At 65.8% G+C, this 20,143-nt stretch carries 18 protein-coding genes and 1 tRNA gene; 5 read left to right on the forward strand and 14 right to left on the reverse strand.

The genetic code is table 11. From position 1 onward, the window contains the following. The first annotated feature begins 211 nt into the window (after positions 1–211). A complete protein-coding gene (locus QSJ30_RS04420) occupies positions 212–1,822 on the forward strand; it encodes an ATP-binding protein (protein ID WP_285606809.1) in 1,611 nt (536 codons plus the stop codon). A gap of 36 nt (positions 1,823–1,858) precedes the next feature. Here QSJ30_RS04420 and lpxC read toward each other — a convergent pair whose 3' ends face one another. From lpxC to QSJ30_RS04455, 7 genes are all read right to left on the reverse strand, one after another. After that, entirely contained in the window at positions 1,859–2,779 is a 921-nt protein-coding gene (lpxC, locus tag QSJ30_RS04425) for a UDP-3-O-acyl-N-acetylglucosamine deacetylase (protein WP_285606811.1), read from the reverse strand. A 124-nt stretch (positions 2,780–2,903) separates the two neighbouring features. Further along, entirely contained in the window at positions 2,904–3,608 is a 705-nt protein-coding gene (locus QSJ30_RS04430) for an IspD/TarI family cytidylyltransferase (RefSeq protein WP_285606813.1), read from the reverse strand. Next, complete coding sequence (locus tag QSJ30_RS04435; protein ID WP_285606815.1) at positions 3,577–4,422, reverse strand: septal ring lytic transglycosylase RlpA family protein; 846 nt, start codon at positions 4,420–4,422, stop codon at positions 3,577–3,579. The genes QSJ30_RS04430 and QSJ30_RS04435 overlap by 32 nt, the downstream gene beginning before the upstream one ends. Before the next feature lie 134 nt (positions 4,423–4,556). Next, positions 4,557–6,152 carry a DUF4388 domain-containing protein gene (locus QSJ30_RS04440; protein ID WP_285606817.1) on the reverse strand — a complete coding sequence of 532 codons (1,596 nt, stop codon included), beginning with the start codon at positions 6,150–6,152 and terminating at the stop codon, positions 4,557–4,559. Further along, positions 6,149–7,348 carry a tyrosine--tRNA ligase gene (gene tyrS, locus QSJ30_RS04445; protein WP_285606819.1) on the reverse strand — a complete coding sequence of 400 codons (1,200 nt, stop codon included), beginning with the start codon at positions 7,346–7,348 and terminating at the stop codon, positions 6,149–6,151. The genes QSJ30_RS04440 and tyrS overlap by 4 nt, the downstream gene beginning before the upstream one ends. 43 nt (positions 7,349–7,391) lie before the next feature. Then, complete coding sequence (locus QSJ30_RS04450) at positions 7,392–7,943, reverse strand: hypothetical protein (RefSeq protein ID WP_285606821.1); 552 nt, start codon at positions 7,941–7,943, stop codon at positions 7,392–7,394. A gap of 9 nt (positions 7,944–7,952) precedes the next feature. Beyond that, the gene (locus tag QSJ30_RS04455) at positions 7,953–9,284 is read right to left on the reverse strand and encodes a PhoH family protein (protein ID WP_285606823.1); all 1,332 of its coding nucleotides are present in this window, start codon (positions 9,282–9,284) and stop codon (positions 7,953–7,955) included. A 106-nt stretch (positions 9,285–9,390) separates the two neighbouring features. On the opposite strand from QSJ30_RS04455, the gene QSJ30_RS04460 reads away from it, so the two are divergent. The 3 genes from QSJ30_RS04460 (at position 9,391) to QSJ30_RS04470 (ending at position 13,832) form a co-directional block, all read left to right on the forward strand. Then, positions 9,391–11,505 (forward strand): prolyl oligopeptidase family serine peptidase, encoded by a 2,115-nt coding sequence (locus QSJ30_RS04460; RefSeq protein ID WP_285606825.1) that lies wholly within the window; start codon positions 9,391–9,393, stop codon positions 11,503–11,505. 69 nt (positions 11,506–11,574) lie between these two features. Then, a complete protein-coding gene (locus tag QSJ30_RS04465) occupies positions 11,575–13,716 on the forward strand; it encodes a prolyl oligopeptidase family serine peptidase (RefSeq protein WP_285606828.1) in 2,142 nt (713 codons plus the stop codon). A 40-nt stretch (positions 13,717–13,756) separates the two neighbouring features. Next, positions 13,757–13,832 (forward strand) — tRNA-Thr (locus QSJ30_RS04470). Between the two features lie 308 nt (positions 13,833–14,140). Here the strand turns inward: QSJ30_RS04470 and QSJ30_RS04475 are convergent. The 6 genes from QSJ30_RS04475 to QSJ30_RS04500 all read right to left on the reverse strand — a co-directional run bounded on the left by QSJ30_RS04475 (position 14,141) and on the right by QSJ30_RS04500 (position 19,296). Further along, positions 14,141–14,875, reverse strand: a complete 735-nt coding sequence (locus QSJ30_RS04475) for a methyltransferase domain-containing protein (protein WP_285606830.1) — start codon at positions 14,873–14,875, stop codon at positions 14,141–14,143. A 52-nt stretch (positions 14,876–14,927) separates the two neighbouring features. Then, positions 14,928–15,320: a cupin domain-containing protein gene (locus tag QSJ30_RS04480; protein ID WP_285606832.1), complete on the reverse strand. Its 393-nt coding sequence runs from the start codon at positions 15,318–15,320 to the stop codon at positions 14,928–14,930. 16 nt (positions 15,321–15,336) lie between these two features. After that, positions 15,337–15,939, reverse strand: coding sequence for an NAD(P)H:quinone oxidoreductase (gene wrbA, locus QSJ30_RS04485; protein ID WP_285606834.1), 603 nt, complete (start codon positions 15,937–15,939; stop codon positions 15,337–15,339). An 86-nt stretch (positions 15,940–16,025) separates the two neighbouring features. Beyond that, positions 16,026–16,847 carry an alpha/beta fold hydrolase gene (locus QSJ30_RS04490; RefSeq protein WP_285606836.1) on the reverse strand — a complete coding sequence of 274 codons (822 nt, stop codon included), beginning with the start codon at positions 16,845–16,847 and terminating at the stop codon, positions 16,026–16,028. Between the two features lie 59 nt (positions 16,848–16,906). Further along, on the reverse strand, positions 16,907–18,139 hold the full coding sequence (gene ubiG, locus QSJ30_RS04495) for a bifunctional 2-polyprenyl-6-hydroxyphenol methylase/3-demethylubiquinol 3-O-methyltransferase UbiG (protein ID WP_285606839.1): 1,233 nt from the start codon (positions 18,137–18,139) through the stop codon (positions 16,907–16,909). After that, a complete protein-coding gene (locus QSJ30_RS04500) occupies positions 18,136–19,296 on the reverse strand; it encodes a 3-oxoacyl-[acyl-carrier-protein] synthase III C-terminal domain-containing protein (protein ID WP_285606841.1) in 1,161 nt (386 codons plus the stop codon). Before QSJ30_RS04500 ends, ubiG begins: the two co-directional genes overlap by 4 nt. Before the next feature lie 242 nt (positions 19,297–19,538). Between QSJ30_RS04500 and QSJ30_RS04505 the strand changes: the two genes are divergently transcribed. Then, positions 19,539–19,715 (forward strand): hypothetical protein, encoded by a 177-nt coding sequence (locus QSJ30_RS04505; RefSeq protein WP_285606843.1) that lies wholly within the window; start codon positions 19,539–19,541, stop codon positions 19,713–19,715. 13 nt (positions 19,716–19,728) lie between these two features. On the opposite strand, the gene QSJ30_RS04510 is transcribed toward QSJ30_RS04505, so the two are convergent. Beyond that, positions 19,729–20,127 (reverse strand): YchJ family protein, encoded by a 399-nt coding sequence (locus tag QSJ30_RS04510; protein WP_285606845.1) that lies wholly within the window; start codon positions 20,125–20,127, stop codon positions 19,729–19,731. Positions 20,128–20,143 lie beyond the last annotated feature (16 nt).

A 20,143-nucleotide genomic window follows, 5' to 3' on the forward strand; every position in this document is an offset into this window, starting at 1 on the left:
GGTTCGTCAGGTCAGTGATGGAGATGAAGTAACACCTGTGCACCTCAAGGGTGAAGAGAGAAGCCTGACAGCCGATGGAGGGGGGTGCAAGCAGGAACCCTGTCTGGGCAGATTCTTTACTACGACCGTCCATTGTTTCCTGCCACCTTCAGCGCCTAGCATCGAGAGGTGCTGCTGCGTCTATCACAACCGATCTTGAGATCATGAAATCATGACGAACCTGGATGACCTGATCAAAGAGACCCTGGTGTTCACCGCCCAGAAGGGTTGGACCCAGTCCCATGCGGGGTTCTTTCCGGCGTTGGTGCAGTTTCTCGGCGAAAAGCTGGGTGTGGAGTACGCCCTGGTGGACGAGCTTCTTCCCGACCAGAAGCGTGCACGGACCGTGGGGTTGTATGCCTCCGGGGAACTCGTCCCGGACGTGGAATACGACCTGAACGGAACTCCTTGCGAGAACGTCATGGGAAGGGGCCTCTGCTGCTACCCCAGGGGAATCCAGCGCCTCTTCCCAGAAGATCTGATGCTCCAGCAGATGTCCGCGGAGAGCTACATCGGGATTCCGCTATGGGATTCGCGGGGCAACCCCATCGGTCTGATCGCCGTGATGGGGAAGAAGCCCATGGAGGACAGGGAACTGGCGGAATCCATTCTGCAGATGGTGGCGGTGCGCTGTGCCCACGAGCTGGAGCGCAAGCGGGCGGAGGAGGAGCGGCGGCGGATCCAGGCCGAGCTGCTGCGATACCAGAAACTCGAATCCATCGGCAGCCTCGCCAGCGGCGTGGCGCACGACATGAACAACGTGCTGGCCGCGATCATGGGCGTGGCCACGGTCCTCAGGGACCGTTTCGAAGGCGATCCTTCCGTGGCGGGGAATCTTGATCTTCTCCTTAACACGGCTATGCGGGGGCGGACGCTGGTCAAGGGGCTCACCGATTTCGCCCGCGACAGGCTGGAAGACGCTGTTCCCCTGGACCTGAATCAGCTCCTTCGGCAGGAGGCGGAGCTCGTCTCCCGCACCAGTTTCCAGAGGGTCGATCTGGACCTGGACCTGGAGGAACCCCTCCCGAAGGTGATGGGGGAGGCCGCCTCGCTGGCCAATGTGCTCATGAATCTCTGCGTGAACGCGATCGACGCCATGCCCGAGGGTGGCCGCCTGAGGTTCCGATCCAGGGGGCTGGGCGAAGGCGGCGTGGAAGTGGTGGTCGAGGACACGGGCCAGGGAATGACTCCTGACGTGCTGGCCAAGGCCCTCGATCCCTACTTCACCACCAAGCCCGTCGGCAAGGGAACGGGACTGGGGCTCTCCGTCGTCTATGGGGCGATGAAGGCCCACGGGGGCAGCTGCAACATCGAGAGCGAGCCGGGCTGGGGTACACGGGTCACGCTCCGCTTCCCGGCCCTGGTGGTCCCGTCCCCCGGGCCCGAGGTGATCCCGGAGGGTCCCCGGGCTTCAGAGCCCAGGTCTCTGGGCATTCTCCTGGTGGATGACGAGGAGATGATCCGCGAGTCCGCTTCGGCCCTGTTCCGTCATGTGGGCCACCGGGTCGAGGTGGCGGCCAGCGGCCGTGAGGGCCTGGACCGGCTGCAGGCCGGATTGGCGGTGGACCTGGTGGTGCTCGACCAGAACATGCCCGGGATGACCGGCGTGGAGGCCCTGCAGGAGCTCAGGACCTCGCGACCCGACCTTCCGGTCATCCTCTCCTCGGGAAGGGTGGACCGGGCCGTGGAAGGCGCCCTGGCTTCCTATCCCCGGGTGTGGCTCCTCAGGAAGCCCTTCGACTTCGCCGAGATGCAGGCAGTCGTCCGGAGAGCCTGCCCCTAGGCGCAGCAGGAGCCTGGGTGGATGGGCCGGGTTCGCTCAGGCGGGCTGGGCGGCGATGCTGAGCTCGGCGGGCCGGAAGAAGAACTGCACGTTGGCCGGCACGGCATCCTCGGTCCATTCCCAGCAGCCGGGGTCCGCCAGGATGGCCTGGGCCAGGGCGACATGCAGGGCGTGACCGGCGGCATGGGCTTCCACCAGGCCCAGCAGCGGGGCGCCAAGCAGAGCCAGGTCGCCCACCAGATCGAGCATCTTGTGGCGCACGGCTTCGTCCTCGTAGCGCAGGGACTCGTTCAGAGGGCCGTCGGCGCCGAAGACCACGGCGTTGTCGAGGCTGCCGCCCAGGGCGAGGCCGCGGGCGCGCATCATGTCGATCTCCTGGGCCAGGCAGAAGGTGCGGGCAGCGCCCAGCTCCCGGCGGTACTTCTCCGGGGTGAGGCTCAGCTCGCGGCTCTGGCGGCCCAGGGCGGGGATGGGGAAGTCGATGACGTACCGGAGGCGGAGGCCGTCGAAGGGAAGGGCGCGGATCCAGCGGTCGCCGTTCCGGACCTCGATGGGCCGCGTGATCTTGAGGAAACGGCGGCGGCCTTCGAGGGCCCGGGTGCCCGCCTGCAGGATGGCCTCCACCCAGGGGGCGGCGCTGCCGTCCAGGATGGGCAGCTCCTCGGCGTCCACCTCGATGCGGAGGTGCTCGACCTCCAGCCCCATGAGGGCCGACAGCAGATGTTCGATGGTCTGAAGACGGACCCCATCCTTCACCAGGGTGGTGGCGAGGACCAGGTCGCCGGCCAGGCCGGCCTTGGCGGGAATCTCGGTGCCCGTGGGCGTGTGGATGAAGACCAGGCCCGTGGGAGCTTCCACCGGCACCAGGCGCACCGAGCAGGGGCGGTTGCCATGCAGGCCATGGCCCGAGACGGTGATCTCGCGGCTCAGGGTCTGGGGTGCGGTGCTGCGGGGCATGGTTTGTCCTCGCAGATTGTTAAGCCAGTATCGTGCCGTTTTACTACTCAAATCATTTCATGATTTGTGTAGAGATGGAGGAGGCACGGATGTGGGTTCATCCACCACACACCGTGGTCGGAGGTCAGCGCGGCTGGGTGCGCTCCCAGTCCTCGGGGGTGGTGAGCTTCAGGTTGGAGCTGGGGCTGGAGATCAGCCTCACGGCCAGGCCCAGGCGTTCCAAGAGGGCCACGTCGTCTGTGGCACTGAAACCCGCTGCATCGGCGTCCCGGAAGGCATGGAGCCAGGTCCCCAGGCGCGCGATCTGGGGGGTCTGGGCCCGGAAGAACGGCTCCCGGGGTTCGGTGCCGAGCACTCGGCCCTCCGGATCCACCCGCTTGAGGGTGTCCGTGGAGGGCTCCCCGAGCAGGACGCCGTCGAAGCGGTTCAGGGCTGCCAGGGCCTCCCAGAGGGGCGCGACCGGTGGGAAGGGGCGGACGGCGTCGTGGATCATGACGGGGGCCATGGGCTGGTCGGGCAGGGCCCGGAGGGCAGCCCAGACAGAATCCTGGCGGGTATCCCCGCCCGGTACCACCCAGCAGGGCACACTGAAGGACCAGCTGCGGGTTTCCTCCAGGTGGCCCTCAGGCACGGCCAGGGCGATGCCGGCCAGGGGCGGCATCCCGGGGGCGAGGAAGGCATCGACTGTGGCCTGGAGCAGGGGACGCCCCCCCCAGTCCCGGAACTGCTTGGGCAGGCCGCCCCCCATGCGCAGACCCCGCCCCCCGGCCGGGATGACCAGGAAGGGGCGCAGGGGTTCAGCGCTGGCGGGTGATGAAGGGTTCGACACCGCGGTCCTTCAGGAGCTTGGCGAGCTGCTCGGCGGCCTGTTCGGCGTCCTGGCGGCTGGTGTAGCTGCCCACGCGGACCCGCTTCACGGCCAGCCCACCGCGGGTGGTGGCGCTCTGGGTGGTCACCACGCCGAAGGTGTTTTCAAGTTCGCGCGTAAGTGACTCGATGTTCTTGGGATCGGAAAGTGCAGCCACCTGCACGACGAAGGGGTCCGCATGGTCCATGGCCGGGTCCAGTGCGGTGGGGAGGCCCATGGCGTCCACAGAGCGGAGGCGGATGCGGGTGGTTCCCCGGCCCATGAAGCCCAGCTCTTCGGCCCCGCGCTTGGAAAGATCCAGCACCCGGCCCTTGATGAAGGGGCCGCGATCGTTCACCCGGAGGACGGTGCGCCTGCGGTTCTCCAGGTTCTCCACTTCCACGAAGCTACCGAGGGGCAGGGTCCGGTGGGCGCAGGTGAACTGTTCGGGGTCGAAAATTTCCCCGCTGGCCGTGGGCCGGCCTGCGAATCCGTCATCGTTGCCGCCGTACCAGCTGGCCATGCCCTCTTCCACATAGGCCTGCCCGTCGACCGACAGGGCGCCCTGGCGGGAGCCGGCGAGCGATGAATCGTAGGTCGCGGGGGGCCGGGTGCAGTGGAGGGTGAAGCTGAGGGCCACCAGGGTGGCCACGCGTGGGGTGCTCCAGCGCATGAGCCTGAGAACACCGCCCTTGCCTGGGTCCACCGGAGTTGGAGGGTCGAAGGCGATGTGGATCTCGTGGATCCAGAGCGCGCAGGCCTTGCTCCAATTGGTGGGATGGAAGGGTGACAGCATCGGACTCCACAAAGATCATCAGGTCGCATTTAATGGACCAGCTCGTATACATATAAAGTATGCCCCGGGCCGGCCCTTTTGTAAAGAGTCGCAAATGACAATGGGAATATATATGATGAAGACGGGAATGATGCCTATTGCCGGCTGGGGATCTGATCCGCCCGGAAGGGCTTCGGGCGGTTCCCCGCCGCCAGGAAGGGAGCGGGAAGGCGCTTGGCGGCGGTCATGGCTGCCGCTTCCGAGTCGTGGCTCCCCAGGAAGACCTGGTAGCAGGTGCGCCCGTTCCGCATGGTCATGGGCAGGATGAAGAGATCCGGGTCCCGATCCTTCAGCAGCCCGGCGGCGTGCTGGATCGTCTCGCCCTGGCAGGCGATCTCCAGCCGCAGGGACCACTTCCCCTGCATCGCGCCCAGCTGGGCGGCACCCTGGGTGAGGGCCAGCTTCCAGTTCCCGTCACGGATGGCCTTCATGCGCTCTGCCTTGGAAGGAACCGCGGGAGGCTTGGGCGCCGGCTTCGGGGTGACCGGGGGGGGAGCCTGGACGGCGGGCTCAGGCTCGGGGCTGGCCTTCGCCTCGATCTTCGGGGGGGCTTCGGTCGTGGGAGGCTCGGGTTTCGGTGTGGCCGGTTCTGGGTTCTGGTGGGTCGCCTGGGCCAGTCTCGGGAGAATGATGGGGTTCCGCTTGTACCACCGCAGACCAGCCCATAGCCCGAGGGCGACCAGGAGGATCAGGAACAGTATCAGCGGGCGCCGGGACGTGGCTCTGGGCTCAAGGTAGGGCGGCTCAGGGAATTCCGTGCTTCCAGCCGCCGTTTGCTGGATGGGGAGGGCACGCTCCTGGGGGGCCGGAGGCTGGAAGCCTCCCTGGGGAAGGGGCTCGTCCACCTCGTCCTCAGGCCCCAGCTGGTCCAGGGCCTCGGAAAGGTGCTCCAGGTTGGTGGTGGGGAGCTGGGCGGCCTGGATCTCCTCGATCAGCGAAGACTTGGGCGCCGGTGGTGGGGTGGGGGGAGCCACCGGAAGAGGGATCGGGAACGGTTCCAGGACGGGGATGTCCAGGGTGGGCGCCCCCTCCAGCCGGACCCAGCCCATCTCCCGCAGGAACAGCACGAAGGCACCCAGGCGAAAGGGCTCGACCCCGGCTTCGCGGCTCAGTTCCAAGAGGGTCCGAGGGCCGTCGAGGAGGGAGGGAATGCGGACCAGGTCGGGGGGGAGGCTGAGCTCGGGGGGCCGCCTGCCCTCCAGGGCCACCGTCTGGTCCAGGGGGCCCAGTTCCGCCAGCAGGCGCTCCCGGTCCTGCAGGTTCAGCACCCCGGCCAGCAGCATGGCGGGGGTGTCGAAGGGCAGCCGGACGGTGCTGGCATCCAGGGGCTTGGCCTCGAAGGCGGGGGGCTCGGCCGCCCCGGCCATGGAGGCCCAGACCACCCGCTCCACCTGGGCCCGGGCCACATCCAGCAGGTCGCGCTGGGTGATGAACCCCATTTCGATGAGGTTCCGGCCGATGGACATGGTCGGATTCAGGTTGGCCATGGCGTAGTCGAGCTGGACCTGGGTGAGCTTGCCGCGTTCCACCAGGAGGTGGGTGAGGCGGTCCAGGGGGTGGCTGCTGGATGCGAACACCACATTCCCCTGCTCGAAGAAGATGGTCCGGCCGGGCTCGTGACCCAGACGCCACAGCCCCGTGGCCCCCGTCCTGTGTCTCGCGAAGAGGTCTCTGAGGGCCGGAAGGCTCATGTGATCACCCAGCGCTCGAGCTTGAGCTTGCCGACCTTCACGAGGATGGACTGGCCGGAGCTCAGGACGAGCCGGAGAGCCGGGTCTGCGGCCTTCTGGCCATCCAGGCTCACGGCGCCCTGGCCGATGAGGCGCTCGGCCTCCTTCCGGCTGGTAGCCAGACCCCGGTCTACGAGCAGCCGGCTGAGGGGGACCTCGCCCCCGGTGGCGGCCACGGCGACCTCGGGGGCCGCCTCCTGGCTGCGCTCGGAGAAGCGGCGCACCCAGCGTTCCTCGGCCTCCCGGCCGGCGCCGGCGCCGTGGAAATCCGCCACGATCTGCCGGGCCAGGGCCTTCTTGGCGTCCATGGGGTGGCCCTGCTTGAGGGCTTCGATCTCGGCAGGGAGCTTGTCGGTCAACAGGAGGTACCAGTCCCACATGAGGGCGTCGCTGGCGCTCATGGCCTTGCCGAACTGGGTGTCCGGATCCTCCATGAAGCCGATGTAGTTGCCCAGGGATTTGGACATCTTCTCGATGCCGTCGAGACCCAGCAGCAGGGGCACGGTGAGCACCACCTGGGGCTTCTGGCCCGAGGCCTCCTGGAGGATGCGGCCCTGCATGAGGTTGAAGAGCTGGTCGTTGCCGCCCAGCTCCACGTCAGCTTGGAGGGCCACGGAATCGTAGGCCTGGGTCAGGGGATAGAGCAGCTCGTGGAGGGCGATGGGCTCGCGGGCCTCCATGCGCTTGGCGAAATCGTTGCGCTCCAGCATCTGGGCCACGGTGAAGCGCGAGGCCAGGCGGATCCACTGCTCGCCGTGCAGAGGACCAAGCCATTCGCTGTTGAAGCGGACCTTTGTCTTCTCGGGATCGAGGATCTTGAAGACCTGGGCCTTGTAGGTCTCGGCGTTGGCGAGAACCTCTTCGCGTGTGAGGGGCGGGCGCGTGGCCTTCTTGCCCGTGGGATCGCCGATGAGGCCGGTGAAATCGCCGATGAGGAAGGTCACCTCGTGGCCCAGCTTCTGGAACTGGGCCATCTTGCGGATGAGCACGCCGTGGCCCAGGTGCAGGTCGGGCGCCGTGGGATCGAAGCCCGCCTTGATCCGCAGAGGCCGGCCCTCCTTGAGTTTCGCCTCCAGCTGGTCGAGCTTGTGGCAAGTCACGGTGCCCTTCGTGAGCAGGGCTAGGGCGTCAGATACGGATCCGGAAGCGGCGGTCATGCTTGAATCTTGGCGGAAAACGCGTGGCGGCTCAATGCGCAGGTCAGCGGACGTCCACTTCCAGCACGCGTCGAGGGCCCCTGTCTCCGGGTTTCCGGGCGCCCTCGAAGGTGACGTAGACGGCCCGGCCCGACTTCGGGCTCCAGCCCACCTCCACCTTGCCGCCGAAGTCATGGTTGATGCGGAGGCCCTGATGCTCCATCAGGTCAGGCGTAAGGTCCGGGGTGGGGGCCAAGTCCTTCTGCCACTTGGCCGCGGCTTGGAGGAAGTCGGATTCGGTGGCCCAGGTCTTCGCCAGACCGGGGTTCCCGGCATAGAGGGCGCGGCAGCCCTCGGGCGTGCGGAGCTGATCCACCACGCCGCGGAAGTCCTCCCAGTCCGGGCGGATCTTCTCTAGGGCGAACCCCATGATCTGGTTCTTGAAGCCTGCGGGGTCCTTCTTGGCCTTGTTCGCCACGTAGGCGATGCCGCCCACGCAAGTGACCAGAGCCACCAGGAAGGCGATGCCGCAGCCGAGGGCGACCTTGCCCCAGAGCGGCAGGCCCGGCTTGAGGGGGACGCCGTGTCCGCCGTTGTCCCAGGATGAGTCCGCCATGAAGGGCTCCTACAACAGGTTGCTCGCCAGCTCCGCCAGCTTGCTGCGCTCACCCTTCATGAGGGTGACGTGGCCGGAGATGTCGAGGTGTTTGAAGTGTTCCGCCAGGAAGCTCAGGCCGTTGGTGCTGGCATCCACGTAGGGGTTGTCGATCTGGTGCGGATCGCCCGTGAAGATCACCTTGGTGCCCTCGCCGGCGCGGGTGAGGATGGTCTTGACCTCGTGGGGCGTGAGGTTCTGGGCCTCGTCCACCACCAGGTACTGCTTGGGGATGCTGCGGCCCCGGATGTAGGTGAGGGGCTCCACGCTGAGGTAGCCGGCCTCTTCCAGCTGCCCCGCGGTCATGGTGGTGCGCTTCCGGGCCTCGGTGTTCGCGCCCACGATGAACTCGAGGTTGTCGTAGATGGGCTGCATGTAGGGCCGCAGCTTCTCGCCGATGTCGCCAGGCAGGTAGCCCAGATCGCGTCCCATGGGCATGACCGGCCGGCTCACGAGGATCTTGTCGTAGGCCTCGTCGTCCACCACCTGCTGGAGGCCGGCCGCGATGGCCAGCAGGGTCTTGCCCGTGCCGGCCTTGCCCAGCAGGGTGACCACCTGGACCGTGGGATCCAGCAGCAGCTCCAGGGCGAACTGCTGCTCGCGGTTGCGGGGCTTGATGCCCCAGGGGTAGGACTCCATGCGCTTCACGGGCCGCAGCAGCCCCTCCCCGGCCATGAACCGGGCCAGGGCGGTGTGGCTGGGATTGGTCTGGTCCACCAGGGTGAGGAACTGGTTGGGTTCGAGGTGCAGCTCGGGGTCGGGCTGGAGGCCGCCGTCATAGAGCAGGTCCACCTTGGCGGGGTCCACCTCCCAGGACTTGTGGCCGGTGTAGAGTTCGTCCATCTCCACCCGGTCGGTGGTGTAGTCCTCGGCCAGGATGCCGATGGCGTCGGCCTTGATGCGGAGGTTGGTGTCCTTGGTGACCAGGACCACCTTCTCCTTGCGGGCGGTGAGGAGTTGCTTGGCGCAGGCCAGGATCTGGTTGTCGGCCTTGTGCTTGTCCTCGCGCAGGATGCCGATGTCCAGGGGATGATTCTCGACGTCCACCTTGAGGGAGCCCCCGCCCTCCAGGGCCACGCCCACGCTGAGGCTGCCGGTGGCCCTGAGCTTGTCCAGCATCCGTGAGACTGTGCGGGCGTTCCGGCCCACCTCGGTCTGGTCCTTCTTGAAGTGGTCCACCTCCTCGATGACCACGATGGGCAGCACCACATCGTGTTCCTGGAAGTGGAGGATGGAGTTCGGATCGTGCAGGAGGACGTTCGTATCCAGGACGAAGACTTTCTTGCTGGATGGCGGGACCAAGAGACCTCCGGTTCTGCCCGCACCCTACCACCAAGCTTCCCCGGTTGCACGGCTGGGATTGGGCTTCCCGAAGGTGGGAGAATGACCGCCCCCTTTGGAGACCCGCATGAGGATCCTTGCCATGGCCCTTGCTTTCACCGCAGTCCTGTCCGCCCAGCCTCCCATCACCTACCCCGCCACCCGCAAGGCCGACGTGGTGGATGACTTCTTCGGGACCAAGGTGGCGGACCCCTACCGGTGGCTGGAGGACGACAACTCCCCGGAAACCAAGGCCTGGGTCGAGGCCCAGAACAAGGTCAGCTTCGCCTACCTGGAGCAGATCCCCGAGCGGGCGAAGATCCGGGAGCGCATCACGAAACTGTGGGACTTCGAGAAATACAGCGCCCCCTTCAAGCGGGGCAAGCGGTACTTCTACTCCTACAACACGGGCCTCCAGAACCAGTCCGTGCTGTTCGTGACCGAGGATCCCAAGGCCCAGGGCCGGGTGCTCCTCGATCCCAACACCCTGAGCAAGGACGGCACCGTGGCCCTCAGCGGGGCCAGCTTCACGGAGGACGGGCGCCTCATGGCCTATTCCGTGTCCGTGGCCGGCTCGGACTGGCAGACCTGGAAGGTGCGGGATGTGGCCACCGGGAAGGATCTGCCCGACGAGATCCGCTGGTCCAAGGCCAGCGGCGCCTCCTGGCTGAAGGATGGCAGCGGCTTCTTCTACAGCCGCTACGAAGCCCCCAGGGAGGGTGGGGCGCTCACGGGCGTGAACAACAACCACATGCTCTATTTCCACAAGCTGGGCACTTCGCAGGCGGAGGACGTGCTCATCTACCAGCGCCCGGACCAGCCCGAGTGGTACATCGGCGGCACCGTGACCGATGATGGCCGCTGGCTCGTCATCACCGGGAGCAAGGGCACCAACCCCGAGACCAGTCTGTTCCTGAAGGACCTGACGAAGCCCGGCAGCCCCGTGGAGCCCTTCCTGGACCGCATGGATGCCTCCTATGGCGTCGTGGACAACGAGGGCGACACCTTCTTCGTGCTGACCAACCAGGGCGCTCCCCGCAACCGCCTGGTGGCCATCCGGAAAGGGCAGGCCGATCCTGCGAAGTGGACGGGCATCATTCCCCAGGCCAAGGGCAAGGACGTGCTGGAGTCCGTCTCCCTGGTGGGCGGACGCTTCATCGCCACCTGGATGCGGGATGCCCACTCCGCCGTGGAGTTCTACGATCCCAAGGGCAAGCGGACGGGCAGCCTGGCCCTGCCCGCGCTGGGCACGGCCGGCGGCTTCGGCGGGCGCCGCGAGGACACCGAGACCTTCTACACCTTCGGCAGCTTCGCCTATCCCGGAACCATCTACCGCCTGGACCTGAAGACCGGGAAGAGCACGGTGTTCCGCACGCCGAAGGTGGCCTTCAGGCCCGCGGACTACCAGGTGGAGCAGGTCTTCTACCCCAGCAAGGACGGCACGAAGGTGCCCATGTTCCTGGTGCACAAGAAAGGGTTCAAGCGCGACGGCCAGAACCCGACCCTGCTCTACGGCTACGGTGGCTTCAATGTGTCGCTGACGCCCGCTTTCTCCGTCTCGCGCATGGTCTGGCTGGAGATGGGCGGCGTCTACGCCATGCCGAACCTCCGCGGTGGCGGCGAGTACGGCCTCGAGTGGTATGACGCGGGCCGCAAGGACAAGAAGCAGAACGTCTTCGACGACTTCATCGCCGCGGCAGAGTGGCTCATCGCCCACAAGATCACCTCCACGCCGAAGCTGGCCATCAACGGCGGCAGCAACGGCGGTCTGCTGGTGGGTGCCTGCCTGACCCAGCGGCCGGACCTCTTCGGCGCCGCGGTGCCCGAGGTGGGCGTCATGGACATGCTGCGCTTCCACAAGTTCACCCTGGGCTGGGGCTGGAAGAGCGACTACGGCAGCAGCGAGACGAAGGAGGGCTTCGAGACCCTCATGAAGTACTCGCCCCTCCACACCATCAAGGCCGGCACGAAGTATCCGCCGACGCTGATCACCACCGGCGACCACGATGACCGCGTGGTGCCCGCCCACAGCCACAAGTTCACGGCCACCCTGCAGGCCGCCCAGGCGGGTCCGGCGCCCATCCTCACCCGCATCGAGACCAGCGCGGGGCACGGCGCGGGCAAGCCCACGGCCAAGGTCATCGCCGAGCGGGCGGATGTGCTGGCCTTCCTGGTGAAGAACCTCGGCATGAAGCTGCCCTGAGGGTTGTTCTAGCCTTTTGTTACGAGGTATCCTGAGGGGCATCCCCCATGCCCTTCAGGAGGTCCTTTCATGCCCCTCGCCCTGTCCCGATCCTGCCTTCTGGCCTTCGCCGCGTCGGCGCTGGTGGCCCAGGCCCCGCTCACCTATCCGGCCACCCGCAAGGCGGATGTGGTGGACAACTACTTCGGCACCAAGGTGGCCGATCCCTACCGCTGGCTGGAGGATGACCACTCCGCCGATACAGCCGCCTGGGTGGCCGCCCAGAACCAGGTGACCCAGGCCTATCTCGGCCAGATCCCCGAGCGGCAGGCCATCGAGGCGCGGATGACCCGCCTCTGGAACTACGAGAAGTACGGAGCGCCCAGCAAGCACGGCAAGTACTACGTCTACTCCTACAACTCCGGCCTGCAGAACCAGGCGGTGATCTACCTCACGGAGCGCCTGAAGGAGAAGGGCCGAGTGCTCTTCGATCCCAATGTCCTCAGCAAGGACGGCACTGTCGCGCTGGGGGGCATGCGCTTCAGCGAGGACGGCGCCTTCGTGGCCTACAGCCTGTCCAAGGGCGGCTCGGACGTGAGCACCTGGAAGGTCCGCAACGTGGCTACGGGCGCGGACCTGCCGGACACCTTCCCGGCCGGCCGCATGGGCGTCAACAGCTGGGCCAAGGACGGCAGCGGCTTCTACTACACCGACTACCCCAAGGTCGAGGCCGGCAAGGCGCTCACCGCCGTCTACAAGAACCAGAAGCTGTACTTCCACAAGCTGGGCGATCCGGTCGAGAAGGACGTGGTGGTCTATGAGCGCCCGGACCAGCCCGACTGGGGCTTTGGCGCCGGCGTGACCGATGACGGCCACTGGCTGGTCATCTCCCAGCGCCAGGGTACCGAGCGGAAGAACCGGGTGTTCCTGAAGGACCTCCAGAAGCCGGGCAGTCCCGTGGTGCCCCTGTTCGACCAGTACGACGGGTCCTATTCCATCCTCGGCAATGACGGCGACACCTTCTACGTGCACACGGATGCCGGCGCGCCGCGCCATCGCATTGTGGCCGTGGGCCTCAAGGATCCGAGCCCCAAAGCCTGGAAGGACCTCATTCCCGAAGGGAAGGGTCGCGATGTCCTGGCCGGGGCGGACCTCTTTGGTGATACCTTCGCGGTCACCTGGAAGGTGGATGCCCTCAACGTCGTGAAGCTCTATGACCTGAAAGGCCGGCTCCTCAAGGAGATCAAGCCCGAGGGCCTGGGCAACCTCAGCGGCTTCGGCGGCCGCCGCCAGGACACCGAGACCTTCTACACCTTCACCTCGTACAACCAGCCGCCCACGCTGTACCGCTACGACCTGAAGACTGGCATCAGCACGGTATTCCGCCAGCCCAAGGTGGACATCAAGCCCGCCGAGTACGAGGTGAAGGAGGTCTTCTACCCCAGCAAGGACGGCACGAAGGTGCCCATGTTCCTGGCCTACAAGAAGGGTCTGAAGCTGGATGGCACCAACCCCACGCTGCTGTATGCCTACGGCGGCTTCAACATCGCCCAGTCGCCGGGCTACTCACCCGTGTCCCAGGTCTGGATGGAGATGGGCGGCGTCTATGCCGTGGCCTGCCTGCGGGGCGGCAGCGAGTACGGCAAGGACTGGTGGGAGGCCGGCAAGCGTGAGAAGAAGCAGAATGTCTTCGACGACTTCATCGCCGCGGCCGAGTGGCTCATCCAGGAGAAGTACACCAGCACCCCCCGGCTCGCCATCCACGGCGGGTCCAACGGCGGCCTGCTGGTGGGCGCCTGCATGACCCAGCGCCCGGACCTCTTCGGCGCGGCGCTGCCCGCCGTGGGCGTCATGGACATGCTGCGCTACCACACCTTCACCATCGGCTGGATGTGGAAGAGCGACTACATGTCCAGCGACACCCCCGAGGGCTTCGCCAACCTCATCAAGTACTCCCCGCTGCACAACCTGAAGCCCGGCGTGAAATACCCACCGACACTGGTGACCACTGGCGATCACGATGACCGCGTGGTGCCCGCCCACAGCCACAAGTTCATCGCCACCCTCCAGGCCGACCAGGCCGGCCCGGCCCCCGTCCTCACCCGCATCGAGACCAACGCGGGCCACGGCGCCGGGAAGCCCACGGCCAAGCTGATCGCCGAGCGGGCCGACCTCTGGGCCTTCCTCGTCAAGAACCTCCACATGAAGCTGCCCTCCGGCTTCGCCCAGTAGTTGATTCCAGGGCCTTCCCAGGGCAAACTGGGAGGCCAGCGCCAACTTAGCTCAGCTGGTAGAGCAGCTGATTCGTAATCAGCAGGTCGCAGGTTCGAATCCTGTAGTTGGCTCCAGTGAAAAGGCCCCGCTTGCGGGGCCTTTTCACTGGAGTGAATCCCTCCGGGATTCGAACCTGCCCTCGCGATGCATGCGTCGCAAGGATCTAGGGTCGAGTGGGACCGCCCGAGGCGCGACTCTCCACCTGACGCATCCTCCACCGGAGGATGCTCCCACTCGCTTCGCTCGCGGAGTTGGAGCCTCTGTCGCGCCGAAGCGGGACCGGCGACCGGCAAAGCCGGGCGCAGTTCGAATCCCGCCCGAGTGGGTCGACGCCCCTTCCTGAGCCCTTGACTACGGCCGAGGGTGCCCTTTGGCCTGGCCTTCATGGAAGGACACTCCCGGCGAGGACCCCTCTCTTTTCCCCAACCAGCAGCTGATTCCCAATGGCCTGACCGGCCGATGCTGTTGCCGGAGGAAGCACAAAGTCGGCCTCCAGCAAGTCGGCCCGGACTGCGGAGAGGGGACGCCAGTGCACGTTCTCGGCCCTGTTCCAGCCGATCTTGACAGCGGCCTGTTCGCAGAGGCGCGTCAGGATCGCCACGCCGCCGGCGCGGCCGTCCATCACGCGAACCAGCAGCCGGCCACCTTCAGGCAGGTGGGAGGCGGCCCTGAACAGCAGCGCGCGTTGCTGGGCGGGTGGGAGGTAGTGGAGGACGTCCAGCAAGGTGATCACCGAACATTCGGGCCAGGGCTCCTTGAGCAGATCGCCGCACTCCACTTGGATGGCAGGGGTCGATTCGGCCAGCTGTCGGGCGAAGTGCGCTTTGGGTGCATCCCATTCAATGCCGTGGATGTCGTTCTCAAGGCCTCGCGCGGTCAGAAGCAGCCCAAGCAGGCCGACTCCACACCCGAGGTCCAGGACCTTCGCGCCTGGGGGGATCAACGGGAGAACAGCACGGTAGATGGGATCCAGCCGGATCTTGTACTTCCCATAGCCAGCGAGCCAGTACGCACCCGGACCGGCTGCGGCCGTCAGCCTCGCGGACACCGCCGCGAAAGGGTTGCCGGCCCGATCGGAGGAGAGATCGCTGAGGTCCGTGGATTCGATCGTGTTCACCGCGCTCCCCAACATGGACCAGCCCCGGGCCATGGGGGGCTTGATGACCAGTCTATTCCGTCGTCTTGCCATCAAAGTGTTCGTTGTCTGCTTCGGCGTCACGGCGGGTCTGATGGACGACACCATCCCGATGATTCGGCGGGGCGTAGAGCGTATAGAGCTTCAGCGGAACACTGCCGGTATTGACGATGTTGTGCTTCGCCCCTGCGGGGACGATCACCGCGAAGCCGGCGTGGATCGCCGTCCGGACGCCATCGAGAACCGCTTCCCCGTCCCCCTCCTCCACGCGGAAGAACTGATCGAGCTGGTGGACCTCCGCCCCGATCTCCTCCTTGGGTTTCAGGGCCATGACGACAAGCTGGCAGTGCCTGGCGGTGTACAACACCCGCCGGAACGCGTCATTACTGATGGCGAGACTTTCGATGTCTTTCACAAAGCCCTTCATCGCTGTTCCTCCTTTGTCAGGCAGATTGCTTCTTGGCGACTTGCGCCACATGGCTTCCCTGGAAACGGGCGACCTTCAATTCGTTTTCCGACGGTCGGCGGCTGCCATCGCCGCCGGCCAGCGTACTCGCACCGTACGGCGATCCGCCGGTGATCTCGCTCATGTTCATGATCTCCTGGCAGGAATAGGGCACCCCCACGAGGATCATGCCGTGGTGCAGCAGCGTGGTATGGAACGAGGTGATCGTGGTCTCCTGGCCGCCATGCTGCGTGGCCGTGGACGTGAACACGCTGCCCACCTTGCCGATCAGGGTGCCCTTGAGCCACAACCCGCCGGTCTGGTCCAGGAAGTTGCGCATTTGGGCGCACATGTTGCCGAACCGTGTCGGAGTGCCGAAGATGATGGCGTCGTAGCCCGGCAGCTCGTCCACGGTCGCGACGGGGGCCGCCTGATCGAGCTTGGCGCCCGCCTTCCGGGCCGCTTCTTCGGACATCAGCTCAGGCACGCGTTTGATGGTGACCTCGGTGCCTGCGACGCTGCGGGCGCCTTCGGCCACCGCGTTCGCCATGGTTTCGATGTGGCCGTACATGCTGTAGTAGAGAACCAGGACTTTTGCCATGTCGTATCTCCTCGTTGAGTGATGCCGTGGAATGAGGGCCCGCATCAGCGGCGGCGCAGAGTGGGATCTCCGGCGCTTGTGGAAGGTCAGGCCTGGAGGAAGGCGAGCAGATCGGCATTGACCTGGTCTTTATGGGTCGAACAGAGGCCGTGGGAGGCCCCGGGGTAGGTCTTCAGCGTGGAGCCCTCCACGAGCTTGGCCGCGAGCAGCGCTGTGGTGTCGATCGGCACGATCTGGTCGTCATCGCCGTGCATGATGAGCGTCGGAATATGGAAGGTCTTGAGATCCTCGGTGAAGTCCGTTTCCGAGAAGGCCTTGATGCAGTCGAGCACGCTCTTGAGACTGGCCTGCATGCCCTGGCGCCAGAACGAATCCCGGAGGCCTTGGGAGACCTTGGCATCGGGCCTGTTGGCGCCATAGAACGGCAGGGTGAGGTCCTTGAAGAATTGCGAGCGGTCGGCGAGCACGCCAGCGCGGATTTTGTCGAATGCATCGAGCGGCGCTCCCCCGGGGTTGGCGGCTGTCTTCAGCATCAAGGGCGTCACGGCGGCGATCAGCACGGCCTTGGCCACCCGCTTGGTGCCGTGGCGGCCGATGTACCGGGCGACTTCGCCGCCGCCCATGGAGTGCCCGACATGGATGGCATCCTTCAGGTCGAGCATCTCGACGAGTGCCGCGAGGTCATCCGCGAAGGTATCCATGTCGTTGCCATCCCAGGGCTGGCTGGAGCGCCCATGGCCACGGCGGTCGTGGGCGATGCATCGGTATCCGCGGGCACCCAGGAACACCATCTGGTCTTCCCACGCATCGGCACTCAGCGGCCAGCCGTGGCTGAACACCACAGGCCTCCCGCTGCCCCAGTCCTTGTAGTAGATCTCCGTACCGTCCTTGGTGGTGATCGTGCTCATGGCGGATGCTCCTTTCGCTGATTTGCCGTGGTCACCCCAGGAAGCAGATCTGGGGGGGGTCAGGCGGTCTTCAGGGCCCGGCCGCAGTACCCGACCCTCTGGGACTTGGTGAACTTGAACTGGAACTGGTCGCTCACCCGTCCCGTGAGCAGCAGCTTGAGGAAGGCCCAGGTGAAGATCCGGGGCTGCACGCCCCGCACCACCTCGACGGCGAGGTGGTGCCGGGCACACAGATCCTTGAGCTCCGCGGGCTTCAGGAACAGGTCGTAGACATGCATGTGCTTGGGGGTGTTCTTGACGAACCATTCGACGCCCTTGATGGCAATGAGCCAGCTGATGGGAGTCCGATTGAACGTATGGAAGAAGAAGAAGCCGCCGGGCCTGAGGACCCTGGAGGCTTCCCGCAGGACGGCATCCCGTTCGACCAGATGCTCGAGGAAGTCCATCATGCAGATCGCGTCGAAGCGTCCGGCGGGAAGGGACAGCACCCGCGCATCCATCGAGCGGTAGATCACGGAACGAGTCGTGTCGTGTCGATGGGCCACCGCCAGGCTGTCCCGGGAGAGATCGATCCCGGTGACCGCATGGCCGGCCTCCGCCAGGGGATTGGCGAGGAACCCGGCCCCGCAGGCTACATCCAGGATGGTGAGGGGCGGCTCGCCAAAATGCGCCTGCAGTTCCGACAGCACCCAGGAGGTCCTGAGGCGGGACTCCGCCCTCAACAGGGCGACCGGATCATCGGTGGCTGTGTACCATCTTTCGCCCAGCTCATCGTAGAGGGTGTTGTTGATGCCGGGCCTCGTGCTCTCCCGTCGCTTGCGGGTCGACCAGTAGACGACCTGGAACACCAGGAATCCGGACACGGCGAGGCACTGGAACAGAAGCATCGCCCTTGCCGAGGCCAGAGCCGGTGTGGGAATTCCCTTCAAAGGTATGGCCCCCGTGCTGATCCAGAGCAGGGCCGTGGCGATCAGGACCAGGGGATGCAGGATGAACAGGACGGCATGCACCCAATGCTCCCCCCCGGGGCATAGGCGCTGGTGGAGGAACTCATCCTTGGTGATCAGGAGGCAGGAGAGCACGGCCAGCACCCCGTAGAGGCCGAGGTTCGAGGCCACCGGGGGGAGTAGGAGCGGGCAGGCGAGGCAGGCCAGGAACACCGAAGTGTCCAGGGCGTGCCCCATCCACTCACCACGGGGCAGGGTCCTCCGGCGGTGGAACCAGAACTCGTCCACCCCCATGGCGAGCCCCTGGAGGCCGAAAGGCAGGGACCAGAGCAGCAATCCGTTCACGCGCTTTTCCGAAGAAGGGCGCCGGAGATGGTCAGCCCGGGCCCGAAGGCCAGGGAGACGATCAGGGTGCCGGGTTGGACAGCTCCATCCTCCAGGATGGCCTTCCACACATGGGGCAGCGTCGCGGAGGACATGTTTCCGAAATCGCCCAGGATGGCATTGCTGGCCTGGATCTGCTCCGGGCGCAGACCGAGGTGCTCCGCGATTTCGTCGATGATCCGGGGACCGCCGGGATGGATGGCGAAGAGGGCTGCCTCGCACAGCTGGGCCGTGGTCAAGCCTGCGGTGGCGGCCAGGCGGTCCAGGAATGCTCCCAGGCCGGCGCGGATGTGGTCCGGGACCTTGCGGGAAAGGGTCATCAACATCCCGAAGTCGGAGACCATCCAGCTCATGGCGTCCTCCGTGTTCGGCACGATCTCCTCGCGGGTGGCGATCAGTTCCAGGCCGTTCGCGACCGGAGGCCCTTCCCCCATCCGCGAGGCGGAGTACCGGATCACGCCATCCGCGAACAGGGTCTGCACCACCAGCTGTTCGGGCAGATGCTGGGTCGGATCCATGTGCAGGGTGCACAGCTCGGTGTGGACGATATCCACCCGGGCCTTGCCCCTTTCCACAAATCCCGCGGCCATTCGGATGGCGGGCAGCGAGGCGTAGCAGCCCATGTGGTAGGCGTGGATCACCTCGGTGGACTGCCCCCAGTCGCGCTTGGCCACCAGCCGCTGGGCCCCGCTGGGTGAGACATATCCCGTGCAGGTGACATGGATGAGCACTGGCGGCGGGTCTGCCTCCTCGGCGTAGAACTGGTCGAAGGCGAGGCCGCTGACCTCCCGGAAGAAACGGCTCCGCTCGCCGCAGGGCTTGCCCGACGGATATTCCTTGAGCCGGAAGATCCGCATGCGATCCCAGTCGGTGTGGGTGAAGTCATCCAGGGCGGAGTTGCGGGAACGGATCCGATCCGTGCTGCAGCCGAAGCGCATGACCAGCTTCCGGTATTTCCGGGTGATGGCCTCTCGCGCTTCGTCCGTGGTCGGTTTCTGAAGGGTGATTTCCGCCTGGGCGTGGGCCGCGGCGATCCATTCCAGGATCGCGCCCTGCCCCGAGTGGTGTTTGGGCGGCTGGCTCTGGAAACTGTGCAGGAGGACCGGAGAGTGAGTCATCTGCACTTCCAAGCATTTTGTGAACCAAACTATAACCTATTATATTGTAATAATTAAATAATACAAACCAACGGCTGCCCAAGGGCATTGAATCAACATGAAACACCGACGCCTTCAATTTGAAGGCCGATCCCAGCTCCAGGCGGCAACCTGGCCGGCCGGGTGGTTGAGGTCTCCTCCTCACAACTTGACGGCGCAACCCGCTTTTATGCCCTATATTCCTCAAGGGAGGGGAACGGAAGATGAATCGACGGATCAGCCAGACCCCCTTGAACTACGACCGCGAAGCTGGGACCGAGCGACGCGCCCTGCGTTCTCGAGGCGACCGCCGCCGCCACGGTCGGGCCCTCCGCATCTTCTTCATTCCGCTGGACATGTTGGTGCATAAGCTGCGCAGCCGCACCCTGGTCGTATTCTGAACGGCCGGGCCTGCTAGGACTTCACCACGCCGTCGACGTACACCCAGCGGCCATTCTCCCGTGCGAAGGTGCTGGTCTCGATGTGGAGGGTGCGCCGGCCGTTGGCCTGGAGGCTGGCGTGGAAGGTGACGATGCCGGTGTCGTCGGCCTTGCCGCCCTTCTCTTTGGCGATGATCTTCAGGCCCACGCAGCTGACGGACTTGCAGTAGGTGGCAAGCTCCTCCCGGTTCTCCTCGGCGCGCTTGTCCTCGGGGCGGGTGGCGATCAGGTAGTCCACCTTGCCGAGGGCATAGGCGGAGAAGCGGGAGCGCATGAGCTGCTCGGCGGTCTCGGGCTGGGCCATCCCCGCGTGATACGGGCCGCAGCAGCGGTCATAGGGCTTCTTGGAAGTGCAGGGGCAGGGGCGGGACATGGATCCTCTCTTGGGA

This window comes from Geothrix edaphica (genome assembly GCF_030268045.1).
Taxonomy (GTDB): Bacteria; Acidobacteriota; Holophagae; order Holophagales; family Holophagaceae; genus Geothrix; species Geothrix edaphica.

Coding starts and splice junctions, on each gene's coding strand:
- QSJ30_RS04420 (WP_285606809.1), top strand. CDS start 212: ATGACGAACCTGGATGACCTGATCAAAGAGACCCTGGTGTTCACCGCC.
- lpxC (WP_285606811.1), bottom strand. CDS start 2,779: ATGCCCCGCAGCACCGCACCCCAGACCCTGAGCCGCGAGATCACCGTC.
- QSJ30_RS04435 (WP_285606815.1), bottom strand. CDS start 4,422: ATGCTGTCACCCTTCCATCCCACCAATTGGAGCAAGGCCTGCGCGCTC.
- QSJ30_RS04440 (WP_285606817.1), bottom strand. CDS start 6,152: ATGAGCCTTCCGGCCCTCAGAGACCTCTTCGCGAGACACAGGACGGGG.
- tyrS (WP_285606819.1), bottom strand. CDS start 7,348: ATGACCGCCGCTTCCGGATCCGTATCTGACGCCCTAGCCCTGCTCACG.
- QSJ30_RS04450 (WP_285606821.1), bottom strand. CDS start 7,943: ATGGCGGACTCATCCTGGGACAACGGCGGACACGGCGTCCCCCTCAAG.
- QSJ30_RS04460 (WP_285606825.1), top strand. CDS start 9,391: ATGAGGATCCTTGCCATGGCCCTTGCTTTCACCGCAGTCCTGTCCGCC.
- QSJ30_RS04465 (WP_285606828.1), top strand. CDS start 11,575: ATGCCCCTCGCCCTGTCCCGATCCTGCCTTCTGGCCTTCGCCGCGTCG.
- QSJ30_RS04480 (WP_285606832.1), bottom strand. CDS start 15,320: ATGAAGGGCTTTGTGAAAGACATCGAAAGTCTCGCCATCAGTAATGAC.
- wrbA (WP_285606834.1), bottom strand. CDS start 15,939: ATGGCAAAAGTCCTGGTTCTCTACTACAGCATGTACGGCCACATCGAA.
- QSJ30_RS04490 (WP_285606836.1), bottom strand. CDS start 16,847: ATGAGCACGATCACCACCAAGGACGGTACGGAGATCTACTACAAGGAC.
- QSJ30_RS04500 (WP_285606841.1), bottom strand. CDS start 19,296: ATGACTCACTCTCCGGTCCTCCTGCACAGTTTCCAGAGCCAGCCGCCC.
- QSJ30_RS04505 (WP_285606843.1), top strand. CDS start 19,539: ATGAATCGACGGATCAGCCAGACCCCCTTGAACTACGACCGCGAAGCT.
- QSJ30_RS04510 (WP_285606845.1), bottom strand. CDS start 20,127: ATGTCCCGCCCCTGCCCCTGCACTTCCAAGAAGCCCTATGACCGCTGC.